The sequence below is a fragment of the Nostoc sp. UIC 10890 genome (assembly GCF_054786515.1).
Genome location: NZ_JBSGKF010000001.1, coordinates 6,349,610 through 6,371,909 on the forward strand (window position 1 = coordinate 6,349,610; position 22,300 = coordinate 6,371,909).

At 37.6% G+C, this 22,300-nt stretch carries 22 protein-coding genes; 5 read left to right on the forward strand and 17 right to left on the reverse strand.

From position 1 onward, the window contains the following. The first annotated feature begins 56 nt into the window (after positions 1–56). The 5 genes from ACWATR_RS26190 to ACWATR_RS26210 all read left to right on the forward strand — a co-directional run bounded on the left by ACWATR_RS26190 (position 57) and on the right by ACWATR_RS26210 (position 4,782). Positions 57–938, forward strand: coding sequence for an SDR family oxidoreductase (locus ACWATR_RS26190; protein WP_460338764.1), 882 nt, complete (start codon positions 57–59; stop codon positions 936–938). 2 nt (positions 939–940) lie between these two features. Further along, the gene (locus ACWATR_RS26195; protein WP_460338766.1) at positions 941–1,972 is read left to right on the forward strand and encodes a sucrase ferredoxin; all 1,032 of its coding nucleotides are present in this window, start codon (positions 941–943) and stop codon (positions 1,970–1,972) included. Between the two features lie 25 nt (positions 1,973–1,997). After that, positions 1,998–3,383, forward strand: a complete 1,386-nt coding sequence (locus ACWATR_RS26200; protein WP_460338768.1) for an MATE family efflux transporter — start codon at positions 1,998–2,000, stop codon at positions 3,381–3,383. Positions 3,384–3,611: 228 nt separating this feature from the next. Beyond that, positions 3,612–3,836, forward strand: coding sequence for an MbtH family protein (locus tag ACWATR_RS26205; protein WP_460338770.1), 225 nt, complete (start codon positions 3,612–3,614; stop codon positions 3,834–3,836). 82 nt (positions 3,837–3,918) lie between these two features. Continuing rightward, the gene (locus ACWATR_RS26210; RefSeq protein WP_460338772.1) at positions 3,919–4,782 is read left to right on the forward strand and encodes an oxidoreductase; all 864 of its coding nucleotides are present in this window, start codon (positions 3,919–3,921) and stop codon (positions 4,780–4,782) included. A 456-nt stretch (positions 4,783–5,238) separates the two neighbouring features. Here the strand turns inward: ACWATR_RS26210 and ACWATR_RS26215 are convergent, their stop codons facing one another. From ACWATR_RS26215 to ACWATR_RS26295, 17 genes are all read right to left on the reverse strand, one after another. Continuing rightward, complete coding sequence (locus ACWATR_RS26215; protein WP_460338774.1) at positions 5,239–5,457, reverse strand: hypothetical protein; 219 nt, start codon at positions 5,455–5,457, stop codon at positions 5,239–5,241. A gap of 318 nt (positions 5,458–5,775) precedes the next feature. Then, positions 5,776–6,204, reverse strand: coding sequence for a hypothetical protein (locus ACWATR_RS26220; protein WP_460338776.1), 429 nt, complete (start codon positions 6,202–6,204; stop codon positions 5,776–5,778). Between the two features lie 48 nt (positions 6,205–6,252). After that, on the reverse strand, positions 6,253–8,214 hold the full coding sequence (locus tag ACWATR_RS26225; protein ID WP_460338778.1) for a hypothetical protein: 1,962 nt from the start codon (positions 8,212–8,214) through the stop codon (positions 6,253–6,255). 14 nt (positions 8,215–8,228) lie between these two features. After that, positions 8,229–9,812 carry a phage tail protein gene (locus ACWATR_RS26230; RefSeq protein WP_460338780.1) on the reverse strand — a complete coding sequence of 528 codons (1,584 nt, stop codon included), beginning with the start codon at positions 9,810–9,812 and terminating at the stop codon, positions 8,229–8,231. Next, the gene (locus ACWATR_RS26235) at positions 9,793–10,737 is read right to left on the reverse strand and encodes a baseplate protein J (RefSeq protein WP_460338782.1); all 945 of its coding nucleotides are present in this window, start codon (positions 10,735–10,737) and stop codon (positions 9,793–9,795) included. Before ACWATR_RS26235 ends, ACWATR_RS26230 begins: the two co-directional genes overlap by 20 nt. Before the next feature lie 63 nt (positions 10,738–10,800). Beyond that, the gene (locus tag ACWATR_RS26240) at positions 10,801–11,163 is read right to left on the reverse strand and encodes a four helix bundle protein (protein WP_460338784.1); all 363 of its coding nucleotides are present in this window, start codon (positions 11,161–11,163) and stop codon (positions 10,801–10,803) included. A gap of 52 nt (positions 11,164–11,215) precedes the next feature. Continuing rightward, positions 11,216–14,893, reverse strand: a complete 3,678-nt coding sequence (locus ACWATR_RS26245) for a baseplate J/gp47 family protein (RefSeq protein WP_460338786.1) — start codon at positions 14,891–14,893, stop codon at positions 11,216–11,218. A 5-nt stretch (positions 14,894–14,898) separates the two neighbouring features. Beyond that, positions 14,899–15,285: a GPW/gp25 family protein gene (locus ACWATR_RS26250; protein ID WP_460338788.1), complete on the reverse strand. Its 387-nt coding sequence runs from the start codon at positions 15,283–15,285 to the stop codon at positions 14,899–14,901. Continuing rightward, positions 15,285–15,992, reverse strand: a complete 708-nt coding sequence (locus ACWATR_RS26255) for a phage baseplate assembly protein V (protein WP_460338790.1) — start codon at positions 15,990–15,992, stop codon at positions 15,285–15,287. The genes ACWATR_RS26250 and ACWATR_RS26255 overlap by 1 nt, the downstream gene beginning before the upstream one ends. Further along, positions 15,989–17,053, reverse strand: coding sequence for a phage late control D family protein (locus ACWATR_RS26260; protein WP_460338792.1), 1,065 nt, complete (start codon positions 17,051–17,053; stop codon positions 15,989–15,991). Before ACWATR_RS26260 ends, ACWATR_RS26255 begins: the two co-directional genes overlap by 4 nt. 3 nt (positions 17,054–17,056) lie before the next feature. Continuing rightward, a complete protein-coding gene (locus ACWATR_RS26265; protein WP_435024716.1) occupies positions 17,057–17,719 on the reverse strand; it encodes a CIS tube protein in 663 nt (220 codons plus the stop codon). Next, on the reverse strand, positions 17,710–19,104 hold the full coding sequence (locus ACWATR_RS26270; protein WP_460338794.1) for a hypothetical protein: 1,395 nt from the start codon (positions 19,102–19,104) through the stop codon (positions 17,710–17,712). Before ACWATR_RS26270 ends, ACWATR_RS26265 begins: the two co-directional genes overlap by 10 nt. Before the next feature lie 106 nt (positions 19,105–19,210). Beyond that, positions 19,211–19,693 carry a phage tail protein gene (locus ACWATR_RS26275; protein ID WP_460338796.1) on the reverse strand — a complete coding sequence of 161 codons (483 nt, stop codon included), beginning with the start codon at positions 19,691–19,693 and terminating at the stop codon, positions 19,211–19,213. An 11-nt stretch (positions 19,694–19,704) separates the two neighbouring features. Beyond that, a complete protein-coding gene (locus tag ACWATR_RS26280) occupies positions 19,705–19,857 on the reverse strand; it encodes a DUF6760 family protein (protein ID WP_460340690.1) in 153 nt (50 codons plus the stop codon). Beyond that, complete coding sequence (locus tag ACWATR_RS26285; RefSeq protein ID WP_460338798.1) at positions 19,857–20,219, reverse strand: phage tail assembly protein; 363 nt, start codon at positions 20,217–20,219, stop codon at positions 19,857–19,859. Before ACWATR_RS26285 ends, ACWATR_RS26280 begins: the two co-directional genes overlap by 1 nt. 20 nt (positions 20,220–20,239) lie before the next feature. Next, the gene (locus ACWATR_RS26290) at positions 20,240–20,680 is read right to left on the reverse strand and encodes a phage tail protein (protein WP_069069339.1); all 441 of its coding nucleotides are present in this window, start codon (positions 20,678–20,680) and stop codon (positions 20,240–20,242) included. 460 nt (positions 20,681–21,140) lie between these two features. Next, positions 21,141–22,247: a phage tail sheath family protein gene (locus ACWATR_RS26295; protein WP_460338801.1), complete on the reverse strand. Its 1,107-nt coding sequence runs from the start codon at positions 22,245–22,247 to the stop codon at positions 21,141–21,143. Positions 22,248–22,300 lie beyond the last annotated feature (53 nt).

Below are 22,300 nucleotides of genomic sequence, written 5' to 3' on the forward strand. Positions count from 1 at the left end.
TCCTTATCACGTCTTTATCCTGGCTCCAATATCTATTCATTATGGAGGTAACAAATATGGCTCAAAGTAAAAAAGGCGCTGTGCTAATTACAGGGACATCATCAGGTTTAGGTCGAGCCGCTGCGCTGACGCTAGATAAACAAGGATATCGAGTCTTTGCTGGAGTCCGTACAGAAAAAGATGCGGAATCATTAAAACATGATGCATCTGGTAATTTAACTCCGATTATCCTAGACATCACAAAAGCCGAACAGATTCAATCTGCTCTAGACTTTGTTTCACTAGCAACCGACAATGAAGGATTATTTGCTTTAGTAAATAATGCTGTTGCAGTAGTACACGGGCCATTGGAGTGTGTTCCCATTGAGGATGTGAGATGGTTATTTGAAGTCAATGTGACTGGTTATATTGCCGTTACCCAAGCATTCTTACCATTGCTTCGTAAAGCTAAAGGTCGGATTATCAACATTAGTGCTGTTGGTGGCAGAGTAGCTACACCATATTTTGGACACTTGTCTGCTTCCAAGTTTGCGTTGGAATCCCTTACAGATTGTTGGCGAATGGAATTGCGTTCTAGCCAAATTGAAGTTCTTTCTATCCTAGCAGGATCATTTAACACAGAAGTACATGAAAAAGTAGAGGCAAGCTATCAGAAAACCTTAGCTAATATGTCACCTGAAGCCAAAGCCATATATGGTAAAAATCAAAGAATACATAAAGAACTTACTATAGAAGGCAATCGCAATGGAATGCCATCTGAAAAAGTCGTAGAGGCAATCTTAGAAGCATTAGAAGCTCGCAAACCCAAAAGACAATATTTTGTCACACCATCCAAATGGGAAACTAGATTACTTTTCCTTTACAAAAGGTTATTTTCCCATGAGCATTTTTATGAAAAATTTTATGGGTTGATGCAAAAAAATATGGGATGGGATTAAATATGCAGACCCAAAAAACCGACCAGTTTTCCCTAAAAGATTGTCGTTTCTGCTCGTTGGTTTCTCAAGCTAATAAAGAAGACCCAATTGGAACAGCAGGTACTTGCGACTATTGGCTAATTATGGAACTTCCTCAACCTTGGTCTGCAAACATTTTTCAGGAAGATCCGCAAATAAAGCCTCTGATAGGTCTATTCCAAGAGTTAATCGGGAAGCATGGAATCAAACTAAGACCGATGTTGATTGCTCGCGATCGCGATTATTCTATCCCAAAATTTACCCGTGTCCTATATTATTACCGTCCCGCACAACAATTTTCTCAATTTGAAAAACAAGAGTTTCTTGTTCCAGAAGAGGAAGCAATTAATTTAGTCACAGCAATACTCCAACAATTAGTACAACAGCCCAACGATTTATCCAAGTTTCAACAGTATCAGCAACAAACCAGTCATATCCGCGAACTGATGGTTTGTACTCACGCTCAAGTTGACCTTGCCTGTGGTAAATTTGGAACTCCTCTATATCGGCAATTACGCAAAGAATATGCACCTGCTGCTAATGGAAACTTAAGAGTCTGGCAAACAAATCACTTTGGTGGGCATCAGTTTGCACCTACTTTAGTTGACTTACCTCAAGGGTGCTTATGGGGACATTTAAACCCTGAAGTTCTGGATTTACTAGTCAAACAAAATGCTTCAGTTTCTAGATTGCGTCAATACTATCGGGGATGGGCAGGTATCACTAAATTTGAGCAAATCACAGAGCGGGAAATTTGGATGCAGTCAGACTGGACTTGGCGTAATTATTTGAAAGCTGGCAAAATACTGGACATAGAAAAAGTTACTCAAGATCAAGAGCCTAATTGGGCAGAAGTACGTATTGATTATGCAGCACCTGATGGAAGTCTATCAGGTGCCTATGAAGCCAGAGTTGAAGTTTGTAGTGAAGTTATGAGTGCATTGAACTCAGCAACAGATATGGAATTACAAGCAGTGAAACAATATCGCGTCAGCCGTTTGGTCAAGATTGAGTAAACAGCAGCAAACCGAGAACTTAAAAATGACTTCACAATTACAGTCTCAAGTTACAAACGAAATCCTTCAAGGCAACCTTGTTAAATTGATGTTCAAGTTATCAATTCCTAGTACTTTGGGAATATTGATGTTTAGCTTGAACAATTTTCTTGACACTTTATTTGCAGGACAATTTATTGGTGAAACGGCTCTTGCAGGTATTACACTTGCACTGCCACTTATAGGTATAATAGAAGGCTTTTCTCTCTTAGTTGGTGTTGGTTCTGGTTCTGTTCTCAGTCGCGCTATTGGTTCTGGAGATATCAAAACTCAATCCCAAATATTTGGTAACTTAATTGTAATGGGTACTGCATTCTCCTTAATTATTACCAGCATTGGGTACAGATTTGGTGAAGAGTTAATTATCTTCATGGGAGGAAGTGATGAAGTTGCTATTGCGGGTACAGAATATTTTAAAACTTATATACTGGGTTCAATATTTTATATGCTAGGGGGAGCTTCTAGCCAAATTATCAAATCAGAAGGTAAAATCAGATTATCTACAATATTTGACTTAAGTTTTGTTATAGTTAATATATTATTGAATATTTTATTTATTAGTGTTTTTCATTGGGGAATTCAAGGCATTGCTCTGGCTACAGTTATTGCAATGGCAGTGAATACAATCCTCAATTTAACTTATTTCATTTCTGGTAAAAGCTCTATTCCCGTTAATCCTAAAAAAATGGTGATGGCAATAGACTTACTACCTGCAATCTTATCAGTAGGAGTATCCGCACTACTTTTTCCAGTAATGGAATTAGTGCAAGGTTCGGTAATTTTTAAATCAATTTCTCTTTATGGTACACATCATGATCTTGCTTTTTTTGGGGCAACTACAAGAGTAGCTTCATTAGTATTTATCCCCATAGGTGGATTTGCACAGGCTTTACAACCTATTATTGGCATCAATGATGGAGCTAAAAATTATGAACGAATTAAGAAAGCTTATTTAACTTTTGCAATCATTGGTACTATTTTATTAATCTTAATTTGGTTGCCTTTACAATTATCACCAACAGTTTTTTTAAAAATACTTTTGCCAGAGGTTAATTTTACAAATTACGATGTAAGAAATTTTCGACTTCTTAGTGTATTAACACCAATATGGCCTTTGGCATTATTTGGAAATACTTTATTTCAAGCTAGAGGGAAAGGTAAAACTGTGTTAACAGTTATTTTAATTAGAACTCTAGTTTTAAATGTGCCGATAGTACTAATTTTTGCTAACTTTTGGAAAGTAAGGGGTATATATTATGGAATGACTTTAGCAGATATTTTATTTATGTTAATTGTGTTTACATTGACATTTTTAGAGCTGAATAATTTGTGCCACACAGAATTGAAAAAGGGATTGGGGGCTGGGAATTAGGAACTCAACACTTGGAAAATTGTTCGGGGATTCAGTTAAGAAGATTCGTAGGTTGGGTTACTCTTATCCTGTCGGAGAAGCTACGCGAACGAGAAGCCCCTTCGGGTCTACGTTCTTCAACCCAACCGACCCCGGAGTGCTTTGTTAGGCAAAACCTACACAGTATTGCACCCCATTGGTCTAACAGAAGTAAATCAAAAGTGATTTTTAACTAGAAGAGAAGAAATTATGTATCAAGATGACAAAGAGGATACGACAATTTACAAAGTTGTGGTTAATCATGAAGAACAGTATTCAATTTGGCCAAGCGATCGCCAAAATCCTGCTGGCTGGAATGATGTTGGTAAAAATGGTCTGAAACAAGAATGTCTGGATTACATCAAAGAAGTTTGGACTGACATGAGGCCACTTAGTCTCCGGCAAAAAATGCAGGAAAGTGGGCATAACACTTAGAAAACTTTTGCACCTTGAGCAAAATTTGATAACTAGCAACTCTAGTTAAAACTTAAAGCTTCCTAAAAATGGAGAATCTCTTATGGCAACTTCGTCTATTTCTGAGTCACGAGTATGGTTTATCACTGGTACTTCCAGTGGTCTTGGTCAAGCGTTGGCAGAGATATTGTTGGAGAAGGGAGAGGCAGTTGTGCTAACAGCGCGGAATCCACAGCAGGTTCAAAATTTAGCACTCAAGTTTCCAGAACGTGCCCTAGCAGTGCAACTAGATGTGACAAAACCCAAAGAAGTGCAAGAGGCAGTAAAACAGGCAATTGCTCACTTTGGACGCATTGATGTACTTGTCAACAATGCCGGATGTGAAGTTGCGGGAGCTTTGGAAGAAATTAGCGATGTGGAAGTTCGCCGTCTATTTGAAACAAACTTTTTTGGTGTCTTAGAAACGCTGCGGGCAGTACTACCTTATATGCGACAGCAACGTAGTGGACATATCCTAAATATTTCATCAATCGCTTGCTTTGCAGCAAGTCCTGGTGGTGGAATTTATGGCAGTAGCAAACTTGCACTAGAAGGAATTTCCGGTTCATTAGCTAATGAAGTTGCACCCTTTGGTATCAAAGTCACCATAGTTGAACCTGGGGGGCTGCGTACAGATTTTTTCAGACGTTCTTTTGTTTTAACTGAAACTCAAATTGAGGACTATAAGCCTTTAATTAGTAATATCCACCAGCGTGTAGAGGAGTTAGTTGGCAAGTTACCAGGAGATCCAAAGAAAGCAGCACTAGCAATAATTCAAGCTGTTGATAGTGATAACCCGCCAATGAGATTGGCATTAGGAGCAGATACAGTCGAAGCAATTGATGCTATGGTCACGTATATCAAAGAAGAAGTGGATGCTTGGAAAGAAATATCTTTGAATATTGCTTGTGAAGAAGTTTTAGCATGAACTGACAGAAGCACCGTGCTTTAAACAATGGTGTTCGTTTTTGGGGAAAACTTTTCTAGTTACTGTACGTTCGCTGATTTTGGCCTTGTGAGGGGGAATTATATCCCTCTTTTATCTCGTTCCTATGCTCTGCATAGGAATGCCTGATTAGAGGCTCTGCCTCTAGTCAGATATTGAGTCAGAGACTCAATGAATGCATTCCCAGCCAGAGACTGGGAACGAGGAAACGCTTATCAAGCTAGGTTTTTAGGACTTGTGTGTACACCGTAGCTTAATAAGGGGAAAACCGGAAAAACATCTATCAAAGTCCCCCAATTTATCGGGGGATTTAGGGGGATCAAGATATGTGCAACCTCACATTAAATTGGTATTACACAGCTTAAATTCCAGTTCATAAAGAAATTCAGTGTGCTGTGAATTATACATAATGTGGGAAAAATTTTGAACCATAAATGTCTATTGAACGTTTAATTCCTCTTGTACGTATGTATTGTTTTGATTTCCATTTTGTTCAGTGGAAGATGTAATTTCTTCCAAAATTTGAATTGCTCCACTAATCCGTAGTAAGGTATCGCGCAGATTTGCTTGTTTCGCCTCTAAGTCTGCCATGACTTTTTGTCCTGATACCAATTCTGCCTTGAGTTCAGCAAGACGTTTTTCCAGTTGTTCTTTCATTATTTAATTATCCCTTTTTTCTCACTCTCGGAACACATTGAAGGAGCACGAGTAAAAACTATTTAGAAGATGTTTGAAAAGTCCTCTTGTCAGGATCAAAAATTTTAGATCCTCCTAAATCCCCCAATAAATTAGGGGACTTTGATTCCGGTTTCCCCCCTTTTCAAACTACTGTGTACACACAAGTCCTAAAAACCTAGTACAGCACGGCGGAAATAAACCACCCATTCCCAATCAACAAAACCCTTACGATGTCTTCATTTTTAATTTTTAATTTTTAATTTTTAATTCCGCCTTGCGGTACTAGCTTGATAAGGGCTATGTTCCTTTAACTTTTAGATTCAGAGAAATAAATGTACCACTACCGGAATATTGGGGGGTAGCATCGGGTATGGGACTGGGTGCAGAGGGTTGTTGTGCGGGAACCATTACTTGAAATTTGGCTTTAAATGATGCCCCCTTGAGCAATACAGGTTTACCAGCAGATTTGGTCTTTTTAGCTTTTTGATTACCAGCAAGGGATTCAATCGAAAGTATCCCCACTCCAGGAATAGTATATTGGGGGGTTATATAACTACAACCAGGGACGATGATTTTTTTCTCGTCGCCATCTACACAGACTACTTTCTGGTTAATTTTATCCTTGCCTGTGCCAATTAAATCTCCTGGACGCACGGTGACAATGGCTTGTCCAAAAGCGGGGTTAAACATGGCTTTATCGCCAGTGATGAGAATGAGGTCAGCCATAGAGTCATATTGAGTTTAAAATTTATTTTGATCAGTTTGGCGATCGCACTAATCAGGAGAACCTATACATCTTGCTTTGGCGACTATATCGGCACCTGCACTTCCCTGCTTTCCTCCAAGATACCAATATCCGTCACTTTTTATATAAGTAAAAACTTGTTCGCCGCCACCAGCAAATTTTCCTTGCACGTATGTGATAAATGCTACGCATTTGCTACTATGTCCCATCTTGACTTCCGGTTGACCGTTGCTCCATACGTATTCGTTAGAATACCATATCTTTCCCTGTATTTCTCCACTAGGAGTAATGGTTAATGCGTCTACAAGAGTTCTTTGTGTACTACCTTGCGTTTGGGTTCTAATTCTCAAGCCAATATCTCGATTGGAAGAGTCGTCTCTGGCTTGAAGAAAGGCAATTTTTTGTTGTCCATATTCTTTGAGTTGAATATGACCTGATAGGTCGATATTTGTCGTACTGCCAACAGATACACCCACCGACAAAGAGCCAGTTACAGTTAAATTACCAGCAAAAGAAGATGTTCCTGTTCCTTTTACTGTTAAACCAGCATTTGCACCTGTGGCTAATAACATTCTTTCATTATTTTGATGATCTCGCCAAGAATGATTGCCGTTAGCTGTATAGAATAAAGTAGAACCATTAATACCGAGTCCATATCCTGTCCAAAGTTGTATTTTTAGATTGTTTGTTGCATCTATATCTGTAAAAACAATTTGTTGATTGCCATTGAGATTAATTTTACCTTCCTGAATGGTTAAACTACCTTTGGTAATAACTTTTCCTGTCCCTTTTGGCTTTAAGTTCAAGTCTTGATCGTTATTGCTTCCTGCTGCATAAATTGTGTTGAAACCAAAGCCTATTCCTTGAGTTCCGTTAGTATGCCGAAACTCTATCCCATCACTATCAGCATTAAAATCGCCTGTCACATATAAACCTTTAACAGCATTCGGATGATTACCTGTGCGAGAAGCAGTTGATATATCTAACTTAGCAACTGGATTTAATGGTGATGATGTCTCAGAAATATTCAGACTACCGTTAAGTAACTGATTACCTTGTACATTTAATTTATAGTTGCCTGGATTATTCGTACCAATACCAACATTGCCATTTGCTTTGACTCTAATAACTTCATTTCCCTCAATGGCTCCTCCAGATTGGATATTAATAAATCGTAAGTCCTCTTGTGGATCGTCTCCCCAAGCAACTACAGCATCTTTACGATTACTACCTTCGTCTTTTAGACCAATAAACAGATTATCTGAATTCCAAAAAATCCTCACTCCTCGTTTCATCCATTCACGATTACCACCAGTATTTCCTTCTGAAAATTCATCCCCAATTCCTAACAAACTAGAAGTTGTACCTTTGACTAAAATATTGTTGTTAACCTCTAAATTGCCATCAATCTTTAAACTACCTGTCAAAACGGCTAAGTTTGAATTTGCATTTCCCCCAGAACGCAGAGTCAAAGCTTTACTATTAGAGTTTGGTAACGATAAACCTGAATATTCTCGAACGTTAGCATCAAGAGTAATAGTATCTTGAGAAATTGTCAGTTTTGCTAGCTTAACGCTATTTTCAGGAGTTGTAGCTGTAAATCCCAAAATAGGATTTTCAATCCAACGAGTGTAGCTATCAGTTACATCTTCTTGCTGTTTAACTTGTTGTTTTTGAGAATATTGGATGTATAATTCACCGTTAGTAATATTTTTGAAATCGGAAAATGTAATGTCTTGTTTTAAAACAATTAGTTCTCCGTTAATATTTATAGCCGAGCCAGATTTAATTAAGACAGCTTTTTTATCTTGAATAACTTCAACTTCCAGTCCTTCAATAATTCCAGAAATATGAAGACTCTGATTATAATAGCGTTGGCGATCGCTAAGATATTTGTGTTCGAGTTCAAAATCATCTTCTAGCAAATATTGCCCTGGGAAATAGTTAGGACGTTCGTTCGCAAAGTTAGTGAAATCAGTAGTTTTAGCCATTTTTATCCTGATATTTAGTTCAATGATTGACTAGTTGTTCCGAGAATTGTGTTACCAGAAATAATTTGACCTTCTTCGTTTTTACGGCAAATTTCTAGAATATTATAAGGAGAAACGGCTGTGAGGTTAAAGGTTTGTTCTAGTAATTGATAAGTCGATAAACGCTGATTAATCTTCAAGGAAGCTTGAACAGTGACTTTACCAACAATATCAATATTATTGAGATTTTTGATTGCCACATCTAATCTATCTATAGTTTGGGTAAATTGTTGGTAGTAAAGGGTACGCTTGATTGTGATCTTATTATTTTCTCTGATAGTTTCTGGTGTGAATAAATGAAATTCTGAAACATCATCTTGAAGGCGAACTGTAATTTTATTGAGTATATCTGAGGTGATGGTGTTAGGTTGAATAATTTCTACAATTGCTTCTAGTTCGAGTTTTTCAAGAATTGCAGCCTCAGATAACTGCAATTCTTGAATTTTGGGTGGTTCAAATGTCTGAAAAGTGTAGGGTTGACTCCATATAGATTCTGTTATCTTCATTCCTGATTTTTGCGGTTGACTAGCTTGTTTAAAAATTGTATTTCCTTCAATAATTTCTCCTGTGTTGTTTTTATTATAAATTTTAAGGACAGGCGATAAATTTATAGATTGCTCTAATAGTGTATTGCTATATTCTTTACCATTCATATAAAAATAAAGTTTGATTGCTAAATTTCCAACAAAATCTTTATCAGTCCGATTTGACAAGGCAACATTGAAACCTGTCAAATTTTCCTGAAAATGCTGATAATTTAAATCTTGTTGAATGGTAAAATATTTATTGTTTATAATTATCTTCGACGAATCAGGAGTAATTAATTTTGAATTACCTTGGAGTTGAACTAATAACTGTTTAGCCAATTGATTAATAGTACTGCTATTACTTGCGTTGGGAGTAATTATGACTTCTATTGCAAATTTTTGATTTTGTAGAGGTTCAAATAATTTGAAAGGATAAGCAACGTGCGATCGCTTGGTTAGCTGCATCGTTGGCACAAGAATTTTTAGGGTATAAAATGTCTGTGCTGGCTTTTCGCGATCGATAATGGCTTTGGCAATTTTAGCCTGTCGCCAATACTTATCAGGATCTCGGTCTTTTAAAGTTAATTGAACTTGAAAATAATTAGGAAAATTATCAAATTCATCGAAGACTTCAACCTTTTCACCAAATCCTGAGTTTTTTAAATAAATACCTAAAATTTCGATTAATCCTTGTTTTGTTCCTCGCAAACGATACAGTCGGACAATTTGCTGAATAAATGCTTTTTTAACTTCTACCTGCCAATCATTCCGTAAACTTAAGGCTACCCATCCTGCTAACCAAGGTAAAAATTCCTCTGGAGTTTGTTGAGGATTGAAATAAATATGAATATTATCTATAATTTCTTCTAATGCTGGTGGAGTAATAATTTGCTCTTGATTAGAAGTTTCATTTATTCCGCTGAGAATTGTTTCAAATGCTAGCAGTAATTGACCGATAAAGGCATCTTGCTGGAGAATTGGCGGTAAATATTGTTGATAGCTACTAATTAATTCAGAGTTTTTTGCGTTCATTGTCAACTTCTACTAGTATTGTAAATTTAGTATTTTCGATATTGAGTTTAACTAACTGATTATCTGCTAAATTAATTTCTGTTTTGGAAGTATTATTTTTATCTTTAATTTGCAGATTTTCAACGTAATCTACTCCCTCCAAATCATCTAATAGCTTATATAATTCGGATATATAAACACTCCGACCAAAAGGCCATCCTTTTCCCTGCCAATATTTTTGCGATCGCAGCGGATCAAAAAACATTTCAACTTCTTTTTTCGCCTGTGTTTTAACTGCTTCTGCTTGTGCGCCATCTTCAAGCACTAATTCTGCTTCTACGGCTATAGATACATACTCAGGTTCTACAATATGTAGGCGAGTAGTTAAAAGTCTTCTGTTGTCGAGAAATTTAAATAAGTTTTTATATTGATTTTCTCCTTGATTATTTTCAGGAACAACTACTAAGCTAATATGTCCTTTTTTAACAGTATTGGCATCTAAATGAGATAAATTACGTTGTGCTAAACATTTAACTCTGGCAATTTTTAAGTCGCCATAATCTGGCGATTGATTCCAATCGATAAGTACCAATTTTTCAAAATCATCTGGAGTAATTGCCCGATAAGTTTTCCGCAATTCCAATAAAGTATTTTTAATTTCTGATTGCAAAGTCTTTTGTCGTTCTTGGGCAGAAAGGTTAATTGGTAAATTCCATTGTTCTCCTTTAAGTAAACTCATAAAACTGGCATAATTATCATCAGGAATTTGATTAACTCGATAGAGAGTCATTTCTGTTAACCATGCCAACAATTCAATCAGGATAATTCCGGTATCTGTGGGATTATGATCTGTCCATTCGGGATATTCAACGGGAATTTGAGAAATGGCTTCTTCTACTAAGTTGGCGTAGGTGCGATCGTCGAGATTGGGTAAGGGTAGAGTCATAAGGGGAATGGGGAATGGGGAATGGGGAATAGGCAAGAGGCAAGAGGCAATAGGCAATAGTTTTTAATTATTTAACTTTTTGAGAAGGGAAATAATCATTTTTGTTTCTTCTTGAAGATGCTGAATAATCAATTCTATATCTTTGACAGTGCATAGTCCTACTCTAGAGGATAAGATAAGATGAGTTTGCAATTCATTAATTGAGCCTTGGCTGATGTTTAAAAATCTTCCATAATCACCAGGTGTTCTTCTTCCATATCCTTCCGCAATATTGGCTGGAATAGAAGCAGATGATCTTCTTATCTGTTGAGTCATCCCAAAGAGTTCATCTCTAGGAAAATTTTTAGTTAATAAATAACACTTCTCTGCAATTTCGATGCCTTTTTGCCAAATTATTAAATCTTTAAAATCATGAATTTCTGACATGTTTTATTCCTTATATTCACCAATCTATTGCCTATTGCCTATTGCCTCTTGCCTATTGCCTCTTGCCTTGAATTTGAATACTATGAAGACCAGAATAAATTAAAGTATCAGCGCTGAGGGATGAGTTTGTTGTTGTAAGTAATACTTCTAAAGAGTTCACATAATCGACTCCCGCAATGGATTGAATAATGGCGTAAAGATCGGATTTTTGGGGATAGCGGCCAAATTGCCACCCCTCTCCTTTACCTCCGGTTAGGGGATGGAGGAAGGCTTCTAAGCGTTGATTAACACTGTTTCTTACAATGTCTGCGTTTTCGAGGAACACAGGAGTTATGGTTGCGTTCATGGTGACTTCTTGCCATTTGGGGGCGGTAACTATTAAATCCATTGTTGGCTGACAACGGGAACGAATATAGGTTTCGACTCGCTCCAGTAAAGCTAAACTAGGGATTGGTTGGCGATCGCTACTATGGGGCAAAACAATCAATTTAACTTGCCCTGCACGACGGTTGATTTCCCACATCATGTTTGCAAAGCTAGTTCTTTCACTCTCATTGTTGATTGTCAGCAATTTCTCATTGAGAGTATCTTCAAATGACACATCTGCTTTGGTAGGATCGAGCCAAAGTTTTTGATTCAATGGACTAAAATTAGCTGTCAGCAAATCTGGTGGAACTACTTTGACTCTGGCGACATCTGTAGAAGCTTCGTAAGCTAAATCTGCAATATCCTCAAAGGTGACAGCGCGATCGCGGTGACGTAGTTGCTTGGGTACTCGTTCTTTGAGACGATCTAAAGTCTCCTGTTGCGCCCCACCTGCGGCTGCTTCGAGGTTAATTACTCGATCGATGTAGGGAATAGTAGTTTTCAGTTGACTGATAGTTTGTGAGGTGACGTTTCCCTGTTTACCGCCTCCAGTGCGATAAAAAGACAGGCGAATATTATTCCGTCCACTGGGGGGGATCATCCCGGCTTGTCCATTGCCAAAGCGAATTTCGCCTGTTTGTCGATCCAAAATATAATGGCGATCGCTAGCACTCGAAGCATAAAAATCTGGTACTTCTTGCCAAAGCACCCAAACTGACTCAATTTCTCCTAAATCATCTCGAATTACTTTGAGGCGATCGGATTCTACTTCGGGAATTTCTCCTTCTTGGACTTCTAATTGTTGTCCCATCAAAATGGGGGTATTATTGGCAACAAAAATTTGATTTGGATCGTGGTTACTTGAACCTAAGATTTCTTCTCGTAAACTAATTGCCTGAACTGCCCAAATTGTATTAGTTAATAAGCGACGCAGACGAGGTTTAACCCAAAAATTACCTCCTTGCCAACGAACTCGTAACCAATAAAGTTGTTTACCAAAGGTTTCTCTTTTGCTGAAATCTGCTGGTGCAATAAATTTAATTAAACCTCGTTGGTAAAATGATTGAGTTTCATCGTATACCCCTAATGGTTGCCAACCTAAATTGCTAGAATATTCCCAAACTAATTCCGGTTGTTTGGGATGAATAACTAAGTTACCAGAGTGATAACTTTGTTGCAGAGATTGATTGATGGTGACTTGATTGTTGTTAATATCGCTAATCGTATAGTTATTGTATTGTTTAGCGTTGAGAGGGTTTTGAATTTCTAGGCGATCGCCATTTTTCCAGCCAGTTACATCAGCAAGATTTAGTGTTGTATCTCCGGCATTTGCCGTTTCTGTAATGAAAGTTTCTGTTGTAATATTAGCTGATAATTCATCTGGTAATGGCGGCTCAAGTTGTGCATAAAGAGTAACCGTTTTATTCTCAAAAGATTTATCAAATCCCAGATAAAGAGTTGATTCTCTATCAACGGTAGGAATAAAGGGCGTAAAATAACGATTAACGTCAGTATTGCTAGCTACATCCTGCTGAATTATTGAGGTGAGTATAACTTGATTACTTTCGGAGTTTATCGTTTCTATTTGATAATTTTCAGAATTAATTGTTAAAAACTCACCAACAGTTAATCCTTTAACTTCACCCAAAAATAGTAATTTATCTCCACTAACAGCCTTGCGTTTTAATTTTGTGCTAAAGCTTGTTGGCTGAGAATAAGTAAAATCATTAGCAGCAAAATAAACAGCGTTTTCTGTAATGGTAAAATCGTAGGTTAATTTTAATGATTTAATTATAGGTGGATCGTAAGTTGGAAGAATTGTTTCAGTGATAATCAACTTACGCATAATCCGAGTGCCAACATCTAAAATTGTATTCAAAATTCCACTTTTTAGCGTCAGCTTATTATCTGTCTGAGTAATTTTGGTAATTTGATTTTCTTCTGGAAATCCCCCGGTATTAGGAAGAAGACGAATGGTATCCCCAACTTTGAATAAATCGAGACCATCAACTTTAATTTCGCTTGTTCCTTTTTTGATTTCCTCTCTCAAAACTGCCAAGTCATCATAGATAGGATATTTGCGCTCATCTGCGGCTTTGCCATAATGACCTTGAGTAATTCGAGCGCGAATCCAATAACGAGTTTCGCCATTCACAGTACTAGGAGAAGGGATATTTTCTGCGTTGGGAAATTGTAACTTTGCTTGGATAATATTTCGTTCACTAAATTGAATAGATGAGGAATTCTCTATCCATCTTAGTTGATTATTTTCATTTGTTATTTCTTGCCATATTTGACCGTTACCAATTTCCCAGCTAATTTTTAAATTATTGATATTTACAGGTTTATAACTTAACTGTATATCAATAGTAATAATTGTATTTGGTTTAATAAATGTATCATGTAAGGTAATATAAAATGTATCGTTAGTTTCTGGTTGTTCTCCAAAGGGATAAAAATCTTTGCTCAGGTCTATAGAAGTAGAATTAAATAAGCAATTTTCAGGAATCAAACTAGATTGTTTAACATTTAAACTACCTTGAATCTTAGTAACTTGAGGTAAATTTAAAGATATATTAGTTAACTGTGCTTGTAACCATCTCCCTACTTTTCCCTGAATTTCAGAAGGAGTTGGAATAGGTAAATTGGTAAAAGTAATCGTACACTGGTTATTTTTTTGACTCAGGCTAGGAGTTGGACTTTCTTGCCATTGAAAACCATCCCAATAAGACCAATTCAGCGGTAAATTTTGGAATTGACTAGCACTATCCGTAGTAATAATTAGTTTTATTTCTTTTAACTCTGATAAAGCAAAAATTTCGGGACAAGTTATGTAGAGAGAATGGGGAATAGAGCGATCGCCAGCAAAGGCGAAATAAGCTGCATCATCTTCTCCTGTTGCTTCCAAAGTGCGCTCTGCGTACTTATCCTGACTTGGCTCGCGCACAAATACTGCTTGTAATTGCGTCGTTGTGACAACTAATTCTCGATCCGTTTCAAACACAATTTCTTCGTCTGTACCCTCTGCTGGTGGTGCAGAAACTTGAGTATGAGCAGGAACTAACCCATCTGCTGGACTTCCTTGTGCCAAATAAAAGGTTAAAGGAACTTTAGCAGGTTGGGGAGGTTTGAGTTCTCCGCCAATTAAATCAAGGAAAGCCAGAAAATTTTTCTCTGGAACTTGGTTGAGGCGATCGCTGACTAATTTTACCATCCGCCCAAAAATGCGAATTAATGCCCTACCAGCATCAGTTTTATCTTCAGGTGCAGGTTTCCAGTCGGTATATTGCTCTACTAACTTCTCAGTTTGCTGAACAATTTCTTCATAGGTGCGTTGGTCAATTTTGGGCGGTAAATAAGCCATAAAAATTACTGCAAGTAAAAAGGATAAACTAAATTAAAAATATTATTTGTTGTCCGAACTTGATAATTTACCTGAATTAAAATCACATTTGGTTGGTTGCGATCGGGAATTGTATCAACATCTAAAACATCAATGCGAGGTTCCCATTCAATTAACGCATCGCGCACATCACTAACAATTTGCCCAACCGTTCCTAAACTATTAGGAGAGAACACCTTTTCGTGAATATCACAGCCAAAGTCAGGACGCATTACCCGTTCTCCTTTGGCAGTACTGAGAATCATCCAAATCGATTGACGTACAACATCTTCATATTTTGCGACTTTAATTTGACCCTTTTCATCAAGTTGAATTGGTAAAGTCCATCCCACACCCAGAAAATCAATATCCATTACATCACCTCTAATGAACCATCATTTATTTTCACTCCGTTTGCACATTTAATCCCTAAACCCGATTGTGCTTCCAAATCATATTTAGCTTTAGCTTTAATAGTACAATTTGCACCTACTTCTAACTGATAATTTTGTTGAGTTGTTATTTGCAGATTTTTACATTCAATCGATATATCATCATCACTACTCTTTAAGATAATTTTCCCTTTAGTTTCAATAGTTAAATCTTTTTCAACTTGAATATTCATCTTATTTTCTTGAGAATTAATCACAATTTTATTTTTACCAGTCTTATCTTGAATAATAATCTGTTCATTCTCCTCAGTATCATCTAAAACAATCTTATGACCACTTCGAGATTTAATGACTCGTTGATTATTTTCCCCATCTTCATTTGTTATTGGTGGTTTATCTTTCCCATTCCACAAAGCACCAAGAATGTAAGGGAAATTCATATCACCTTGTTCAAAAGCAACCAAAACTTCATCATTAACTTCCGGCAAAAAATAAATACCCCGGTCATTTCCTGCCATGAGAGTTACAATTCTAGCCCAGTAACTTTCTTCTTCTGAAGATAGCCAAGGAAATTTCACTTTAATTCTTCCTAATCTCTCTGGGTCTTTGTTATTAGTAACTATGCCAACAGTGACGCCGTAAAAATGATGGTTTTGGTTATTTGATAATAAAAATTCTATTCCATTCATGTAGCATTTCTCCCCACAGTAAATGAAGTTTTATAACCTTGATTTTGTGAATAACTATGTTCCGCGCTTTTAATATAATAAAGACCGCTAAATCTTTTACCAAGTCCAAGAATTTCAATCACTTTTCCGGCGCGTAAATTAGGATTGCCTTGACAAGTTCCTTCACCAGTAATGTAGGCGATCGCCATATCCTGAAACTGCCCTAATGCCATATTATCGGCTTCTTCTTTACTTGATAAAGGTTGATTGACTATCGTATAACTCGATTCACCAAAGGCTTTTTTGACCGCTTTTGACCCAGAAGTTAAACCTCCCATTGTGCCACCTTCTTTTCCTACTGTTGCTTTGCCCGACACCTCTTTTTTTTCTTGAGCAATCCAACCTTTGACCTCTAACTGTTGTACCTGATTCATCGTACTTAAGCGTGGTAAAAACTCTTGTAAATCTTCTCCATAAGTTAGAGTCAAAACTTTCTCTGTAGCGTTCTCATGGGGACGGAAATGGAGAGTTTTTTGATCTATTGCAACTTCATAACCAATGCGTTTAGCTCTCTCTTTTAAAAACTCCCAATCTGTTTGATTATGTTGCAAAATATATTCTAGCTTCACTTTAGTATCGGTAACTTTTGCTGTAAGTCCTCTAGTTCTAGCAATTTGACTGACAATTTCACTATCCTTAATTTTGAGGAAAGATTTTGTGTGACTTCCTCGCAACAAACGATGGCGTAAATCATGACCACGCACTACTAATACAGGTGCTACATCCTGGGTATATTCTGGTTCTAATCCCGTAATTTCCCCCACCATGATAGTTTTGAGTTCTTGTTCATATCCCATTTGAATTTCTACTTCATTACCAACATCAAATACTTTGTTATCTACCCATGTCATTTCTTGTTTTAATAAGTCCCAAGTAACTAATCGCAGCTCGAACATACCAGGCGCTTCCAAATCCTCAGAGACTAAAGCTGATACCAAATCAGCTTCTATTTCTGTGGCTAAGGGTTTGCTTTGAACCAAAATTTTGACATTAGGATTTAATAAGGAAGCATCATTTGGCATGATTTAACTCCTCTGAGTCAGGCTAGTAATTCGCAAAGGAGGAATTGTCAGCACAGTTCCAGGATTTAAGATACGAGGATTGTTTAAACGATTTTCTGCGGCAATTACACGCCATAAAGCCGGATCTCCATATTCTTCAGTGGCGATACTACTTAAAGTTTCTCCTCGTTTAACTATTCTCACAGGATCATCAATGGGATTAGCAATCTTTGCCTTTTTTTTCGGTTCTTTCCATTCTTTAAATTTACAGGTTAAGGTGGCTCTGACAGGCGTACCATCTTCAAGAAAATGAGTCAGTTTTTTAGTAACACTTTCTAAAAAACCATCAGGTAATAACAAGCTATCTTTACCCGATATAGTTCCCCAAATTAGTTGACAACGAGGGGGACGTTTGGGATTTTTGCCAATGCGAGGCTGAGTCAAACTAAAAATTTTGCGGGTATAGTTTTGGACATTTTCTGGGGGAAATCCTATCAGCGTGGTGTCAAAGAACAAATCAAGACTAAGTTGAGTTAATTCTTTAGATGCAACTGGGCCATAATTTCCCATTGACCAGCCTGTTTTGACAATTTCCACTTGATTAGGGTTAAAAAGAACTTTAAATTTATCAGCAAAGTCTCCTGGGTTATTTTTTTCAGCTTTGATAGTTAACTTCTCTAGTGCCATCGATTTTTTCCTCTGCGTTCACTTTCAATTACTAACCGTCGCATTAGTTTTCGTTCAACTTGACTAGCGATAGCATCAACATCAATATTGGATTGAGTTGCTATTGGCGAAACTGAGGTTTCTGTTGGTGATACAGGACTGGCAAAACTTCTAGGAGGTGATGAAGAATCCGTATTTGATATTGAATTGCGGTTCGATAGGTTCGATTGCTGGCTATTACTCTTTGATGATGGATTAGTTTTAGCTATGGGTAAAGGCAAAGATTCAGGTTTTAAGGATGGGTTACTTGGAGAAGTTACAGAAACAACAGGAAGAGGAGATATGTTTTGCTTGTGATTACTTTGATTAATTTGTGAGGTAGAAATAGTAACAGGCTGTGTGTTGAAGATCGTTGCAGGTTGATTTTGAGAAAATGATATTTTTTGCTTATTCAAATTAACTTGAGGAGTTAGAGGTTGTGCAGTGACGATGGGAAGTTGTTTTGAGGAGATTTGATATATTAAGTTTTCGTGCTTAACTGAGCTTAAATTATCTGCTTGTGTTTCTTGTTGGTCAGCTAAATTATTTAAATCATTAACAATAGGAAGAGATGGCTGTGATCTGGAATCAATCTGGAGTTTTGCTTGAATAATAGGTAGTGTCACATCAGGAATGCTGGTAAATTCTTGTGATGACAACATTTCTGCTGTTTGTGACAATTGTTCAGCTATGAATTGTGGCGAAACTATGGGAATTTCTGATGAAGAGAAAGAAATGCTATCTACAATTGTTTGAGATGGGTGATTGAGATTTGATTCAGCGCTATTAGGCAAAGATGTTTGCGAGTTTGTCAAATCTACTAACGCCATTTCTGCTATTTTTGGTAATTGTTCACCAATGGGTTGTGGCGAAACTACTGAAACTTCAGATGAAGATATAGAGGTTTTATGAATTGGCGTTTCTAAAGTGAAAGATTGGGTTGTGTCATCTGTAAAATTAGAAATTGATAAATCTGTAATATTTTGTGTAGGGGTAGTATTACTAACTGTTCTAATTGGTAAAGATTGAGAAGAATCTATTTTTCTTTGAATTATATTAGGCGAAGGCTCAACTTGGGAGACAGTTGGCAGAAAATTATGTACCCTATTCTCTACTTCTTGTTCTTTTGCTAATGAAACAGGCTGTGCATAAACAATCGGCATAGGCTCAGATGATAGGGTATTAGTATTACCCCAACGTTGCATTTGTTGATTCAAAAGAGGTAAACGATTTAAAAAGCGATCGCAACGATTAATAATGCGCTGACTCATCGCCATTTTCATCATTCCCGGTTGACGTAAGGGACGATGGAGGCGATTTACCAACCCCTCATCAAGTGAATCTTGCCAATTAGATAAGTTTGCCATGATGCAACATAAAACTCCTATGCGATTTTTACGAAGCTGAATACAACTATAAAAACCTCCTTACCTATCACCTACTCCCTATTCCCTATTCCCTATTCCCTATTCCCTATAACTTAGAAATTCCTTGATGCACCAATTCAATTTTTTCTACAGCAATTTCATCGCTACTAGCGTTAAAGCTTGGGCCTTCCCACTTGACGGGATATGCTTTTTTAAATGTCCACCACATCACCGGGATTTGCTGATTATTAAGCAAGAGAATCGTACCGTTTAACTGCTGAATCCACCCTTGACTAGTTGCTTTATACCAAATATAAAACAAATCAATATTCACCAATCCTCGACTCAAAACCAAATTTGGATAGGTAGTATGTTTGGGAAATTGATGAATGAAATCGTTTAAGCCTCCTTCCTGATAAGATTCCAACTCAATTTCGCTACTTAAACCGCTAACTTCGCTAAAACCACCAATAACAACTCCTCCAATTTCCACGGCAAAATTATAAGCCATGTAGGGGTCATGTCCCAGTAAACTGGCTGTTGAACCTGCGGCTAAAGCTGCATTGAGTGCGATAAGTTTGGGATTCATTTTTTTCCTGTTCAATCGCTAAGTCGCTGATTAATTTGTGCTACCTGCGTCACCCACTGCTGACGTTCTCGGTGTTCCATTGTCATAATCTGTTCGTAAGACCAATGAAAATGGTAGGCGAGATAAGCTACCTCCTCCAGCAGTCGTTCTGTGGGGTAGCAAATTACTCCCCCGCGGGAATAGTTTCCACTTCAAACTCTCCGTCACAGTGGGGACAAGCTACCCGTAGACGACTATGACCATTTTGGTTAATCCTTTGATAAAAATCCTGTAAATAGACTAAATCTCCTGAAAATAAACCCTCAATTATTTTGGTATTAATTTGGTCTAATGTTCCTAGTTGGACTATCGTCCTTGCTAAGAGAATAATCACCAAATAACCAGGATTTTTTTGCACCCTTGGATCTCGGATGGGGGCAATTTCATCATAGGCAGTTGAAAGGCGCATTATGCCTTCACGGTGAGTGTTACTTTCCGAGTCTAGATATCCTTGAGGCAAGATAAAAGGAAATTCAGTTTGCTGCATGATTTTACTAAAAGAAAATATTAACCAATGGTGATACCTTCATGAACTAGTTCGAGAGTTTCTATCGCTACTTCGTCTGAGGTAGCATTAAAATCTGGAGCATTCCAAGTAGTAGGCCAACTATTTTCTAAATTCCAACGAATTTTTTCTTCTCCTTTATCATCAGCTAAAATAATGGAAAGATTCCGCCGATCTGTTTCGCCATTTTGTAATTTTTTGTGCCATTCCCACAGTTCTTTATTGTCAGTAATTCCCCGTTTTAGGGTAATGTTGCCATAAGTATTAAGACCGGGAATTTGACGTTGGCTTAATGCCTTATCTGTTCCTTCTCGGTAAGTTCCTGCATTGCGAGTTGCTGTCAAACCGCTACATTCACGAAAACCAGCATGGACAATACCATCCCATTCCACCCAGAAATTATAACCACTGTATGGGTCGTGGGGATTAGAAATTGTTGGCATAATAGAATCTCCTGCAATAAATTTGAATTAACAATTATCAGTTTTTGAGACGCGATAAATTGCCGTTTCTACAAGTGTTTTGGTCTTATCTGAACTGTATTGCTATATAACAATACGCTTGGGTTAATACCAATTTAATGTGAAGTTGCACATATCTCGATCCCCCTAAATCCCCCTTAAAAAGGGGGACTTTGATAGATGTTTTTCCAGTTCCCCCCTTTTTAAGGGGGGCTAGGGGGGATCTAATTCTATGCAGCTTCATACAAAATTGGTATAAGGGTTATTGGTGTAGGTAATTGGTCTTTGAAGACGCGATAAATCGCCGTCTCTACAAGTGTTTTCGTCTTATCTGAACTGTATTGTGCTATATAATTCCCATTTAATTTTTGAAACACTCAACACATATCTACCTCCTTTTTCCCCTTTTTTACTATTGCCCATTCCCTATTACCTATTGCCTTCATATAAATGTAATTCCGCTACTACTTTGAACAACTAAAAGTTGAATAAATTCCCCTGGAATAGTGGGAGCTAAACCAACTTCTGCTATTACTTGTCCCATTTCTCGATTTTCAGGAGGATTAGTTTCGGCATCACATTTGACATAAAATGCCTCTTGGGGCAAAGCACCTTGGATAGCACCTTGTCGCCATAAAGATTCACAATAAATGCTTAATTCCCTTTGCAGCCGCACCCATAAAGGAAAAGCATTGGGTTCAAACACTGTATCGGCTAAGTTACGATTTACCCAGCGTCCAAAGGTGAGAAATAAGCGACGCACGTTGACATATTGCCATTCAGCGATGGGGCTGAGGGTACGCACTCCCCAGACTCGCATACCTCGTCCTTGGAAGCTACGAATACAATTGACTCCCGCTGCGTTTTTTGGATTAAGCTGTTCTTGGTCTTTGGGAGTTAGGGGAAAACTGAGATCCAATACCCCTGCAAGTGGAATATTGGCAGGTGCGCCATGTACTCCGACTGTGCGATCGCAACTTGCATATATTCCGGCAATATGACCACAGGGAGGAATAGGATCGACGCGAAATTCTACTTTTAGCCAAGGTGCATATAATGCCCCGTTTTGGCTAGAAAGTCGTTTGCGTTGCTCATTTAGTTTTCCTAGATCATTCAAAGCATCAAGAATGGCAAAGCGATCGCCCATCTGCTCGCAATGTTTTAAAATAGCTTGCTGCATCTGCATAACTTCCGCATCTGAACCAAGCATGATGTCGGGAACACAAACCAAATCAACATTTTCTAAGACTTCGCTCGTCTCTAAACCTTGTTGGAGAGCCTTAAGAGTATTGTCAGATAAGGCTATAACATAACAAAGACGACCTCCGTTTTCAAAAAATCCTTTGATTACATCTGCTAAATATCCCTTAGCTTGACCAAAATATTGCTGAAAATGCGTCGCCAAGGTTAGCTTTTTTGGTTCGTTCACTCCCTCTCTAAGCGATGTCAAGCCAAAGAATACCGGAACACCTGTCAGTAACTCAGGTTGTGGAGTAGGAACGACATAGTTTAAAGAGATACCTGGTATTTTTGGCTCTAAAGTTGTCATTGGTCATTTGTCATTTGTCATTTGTCATTGGTCATTTGTCATTATTTTCAGTG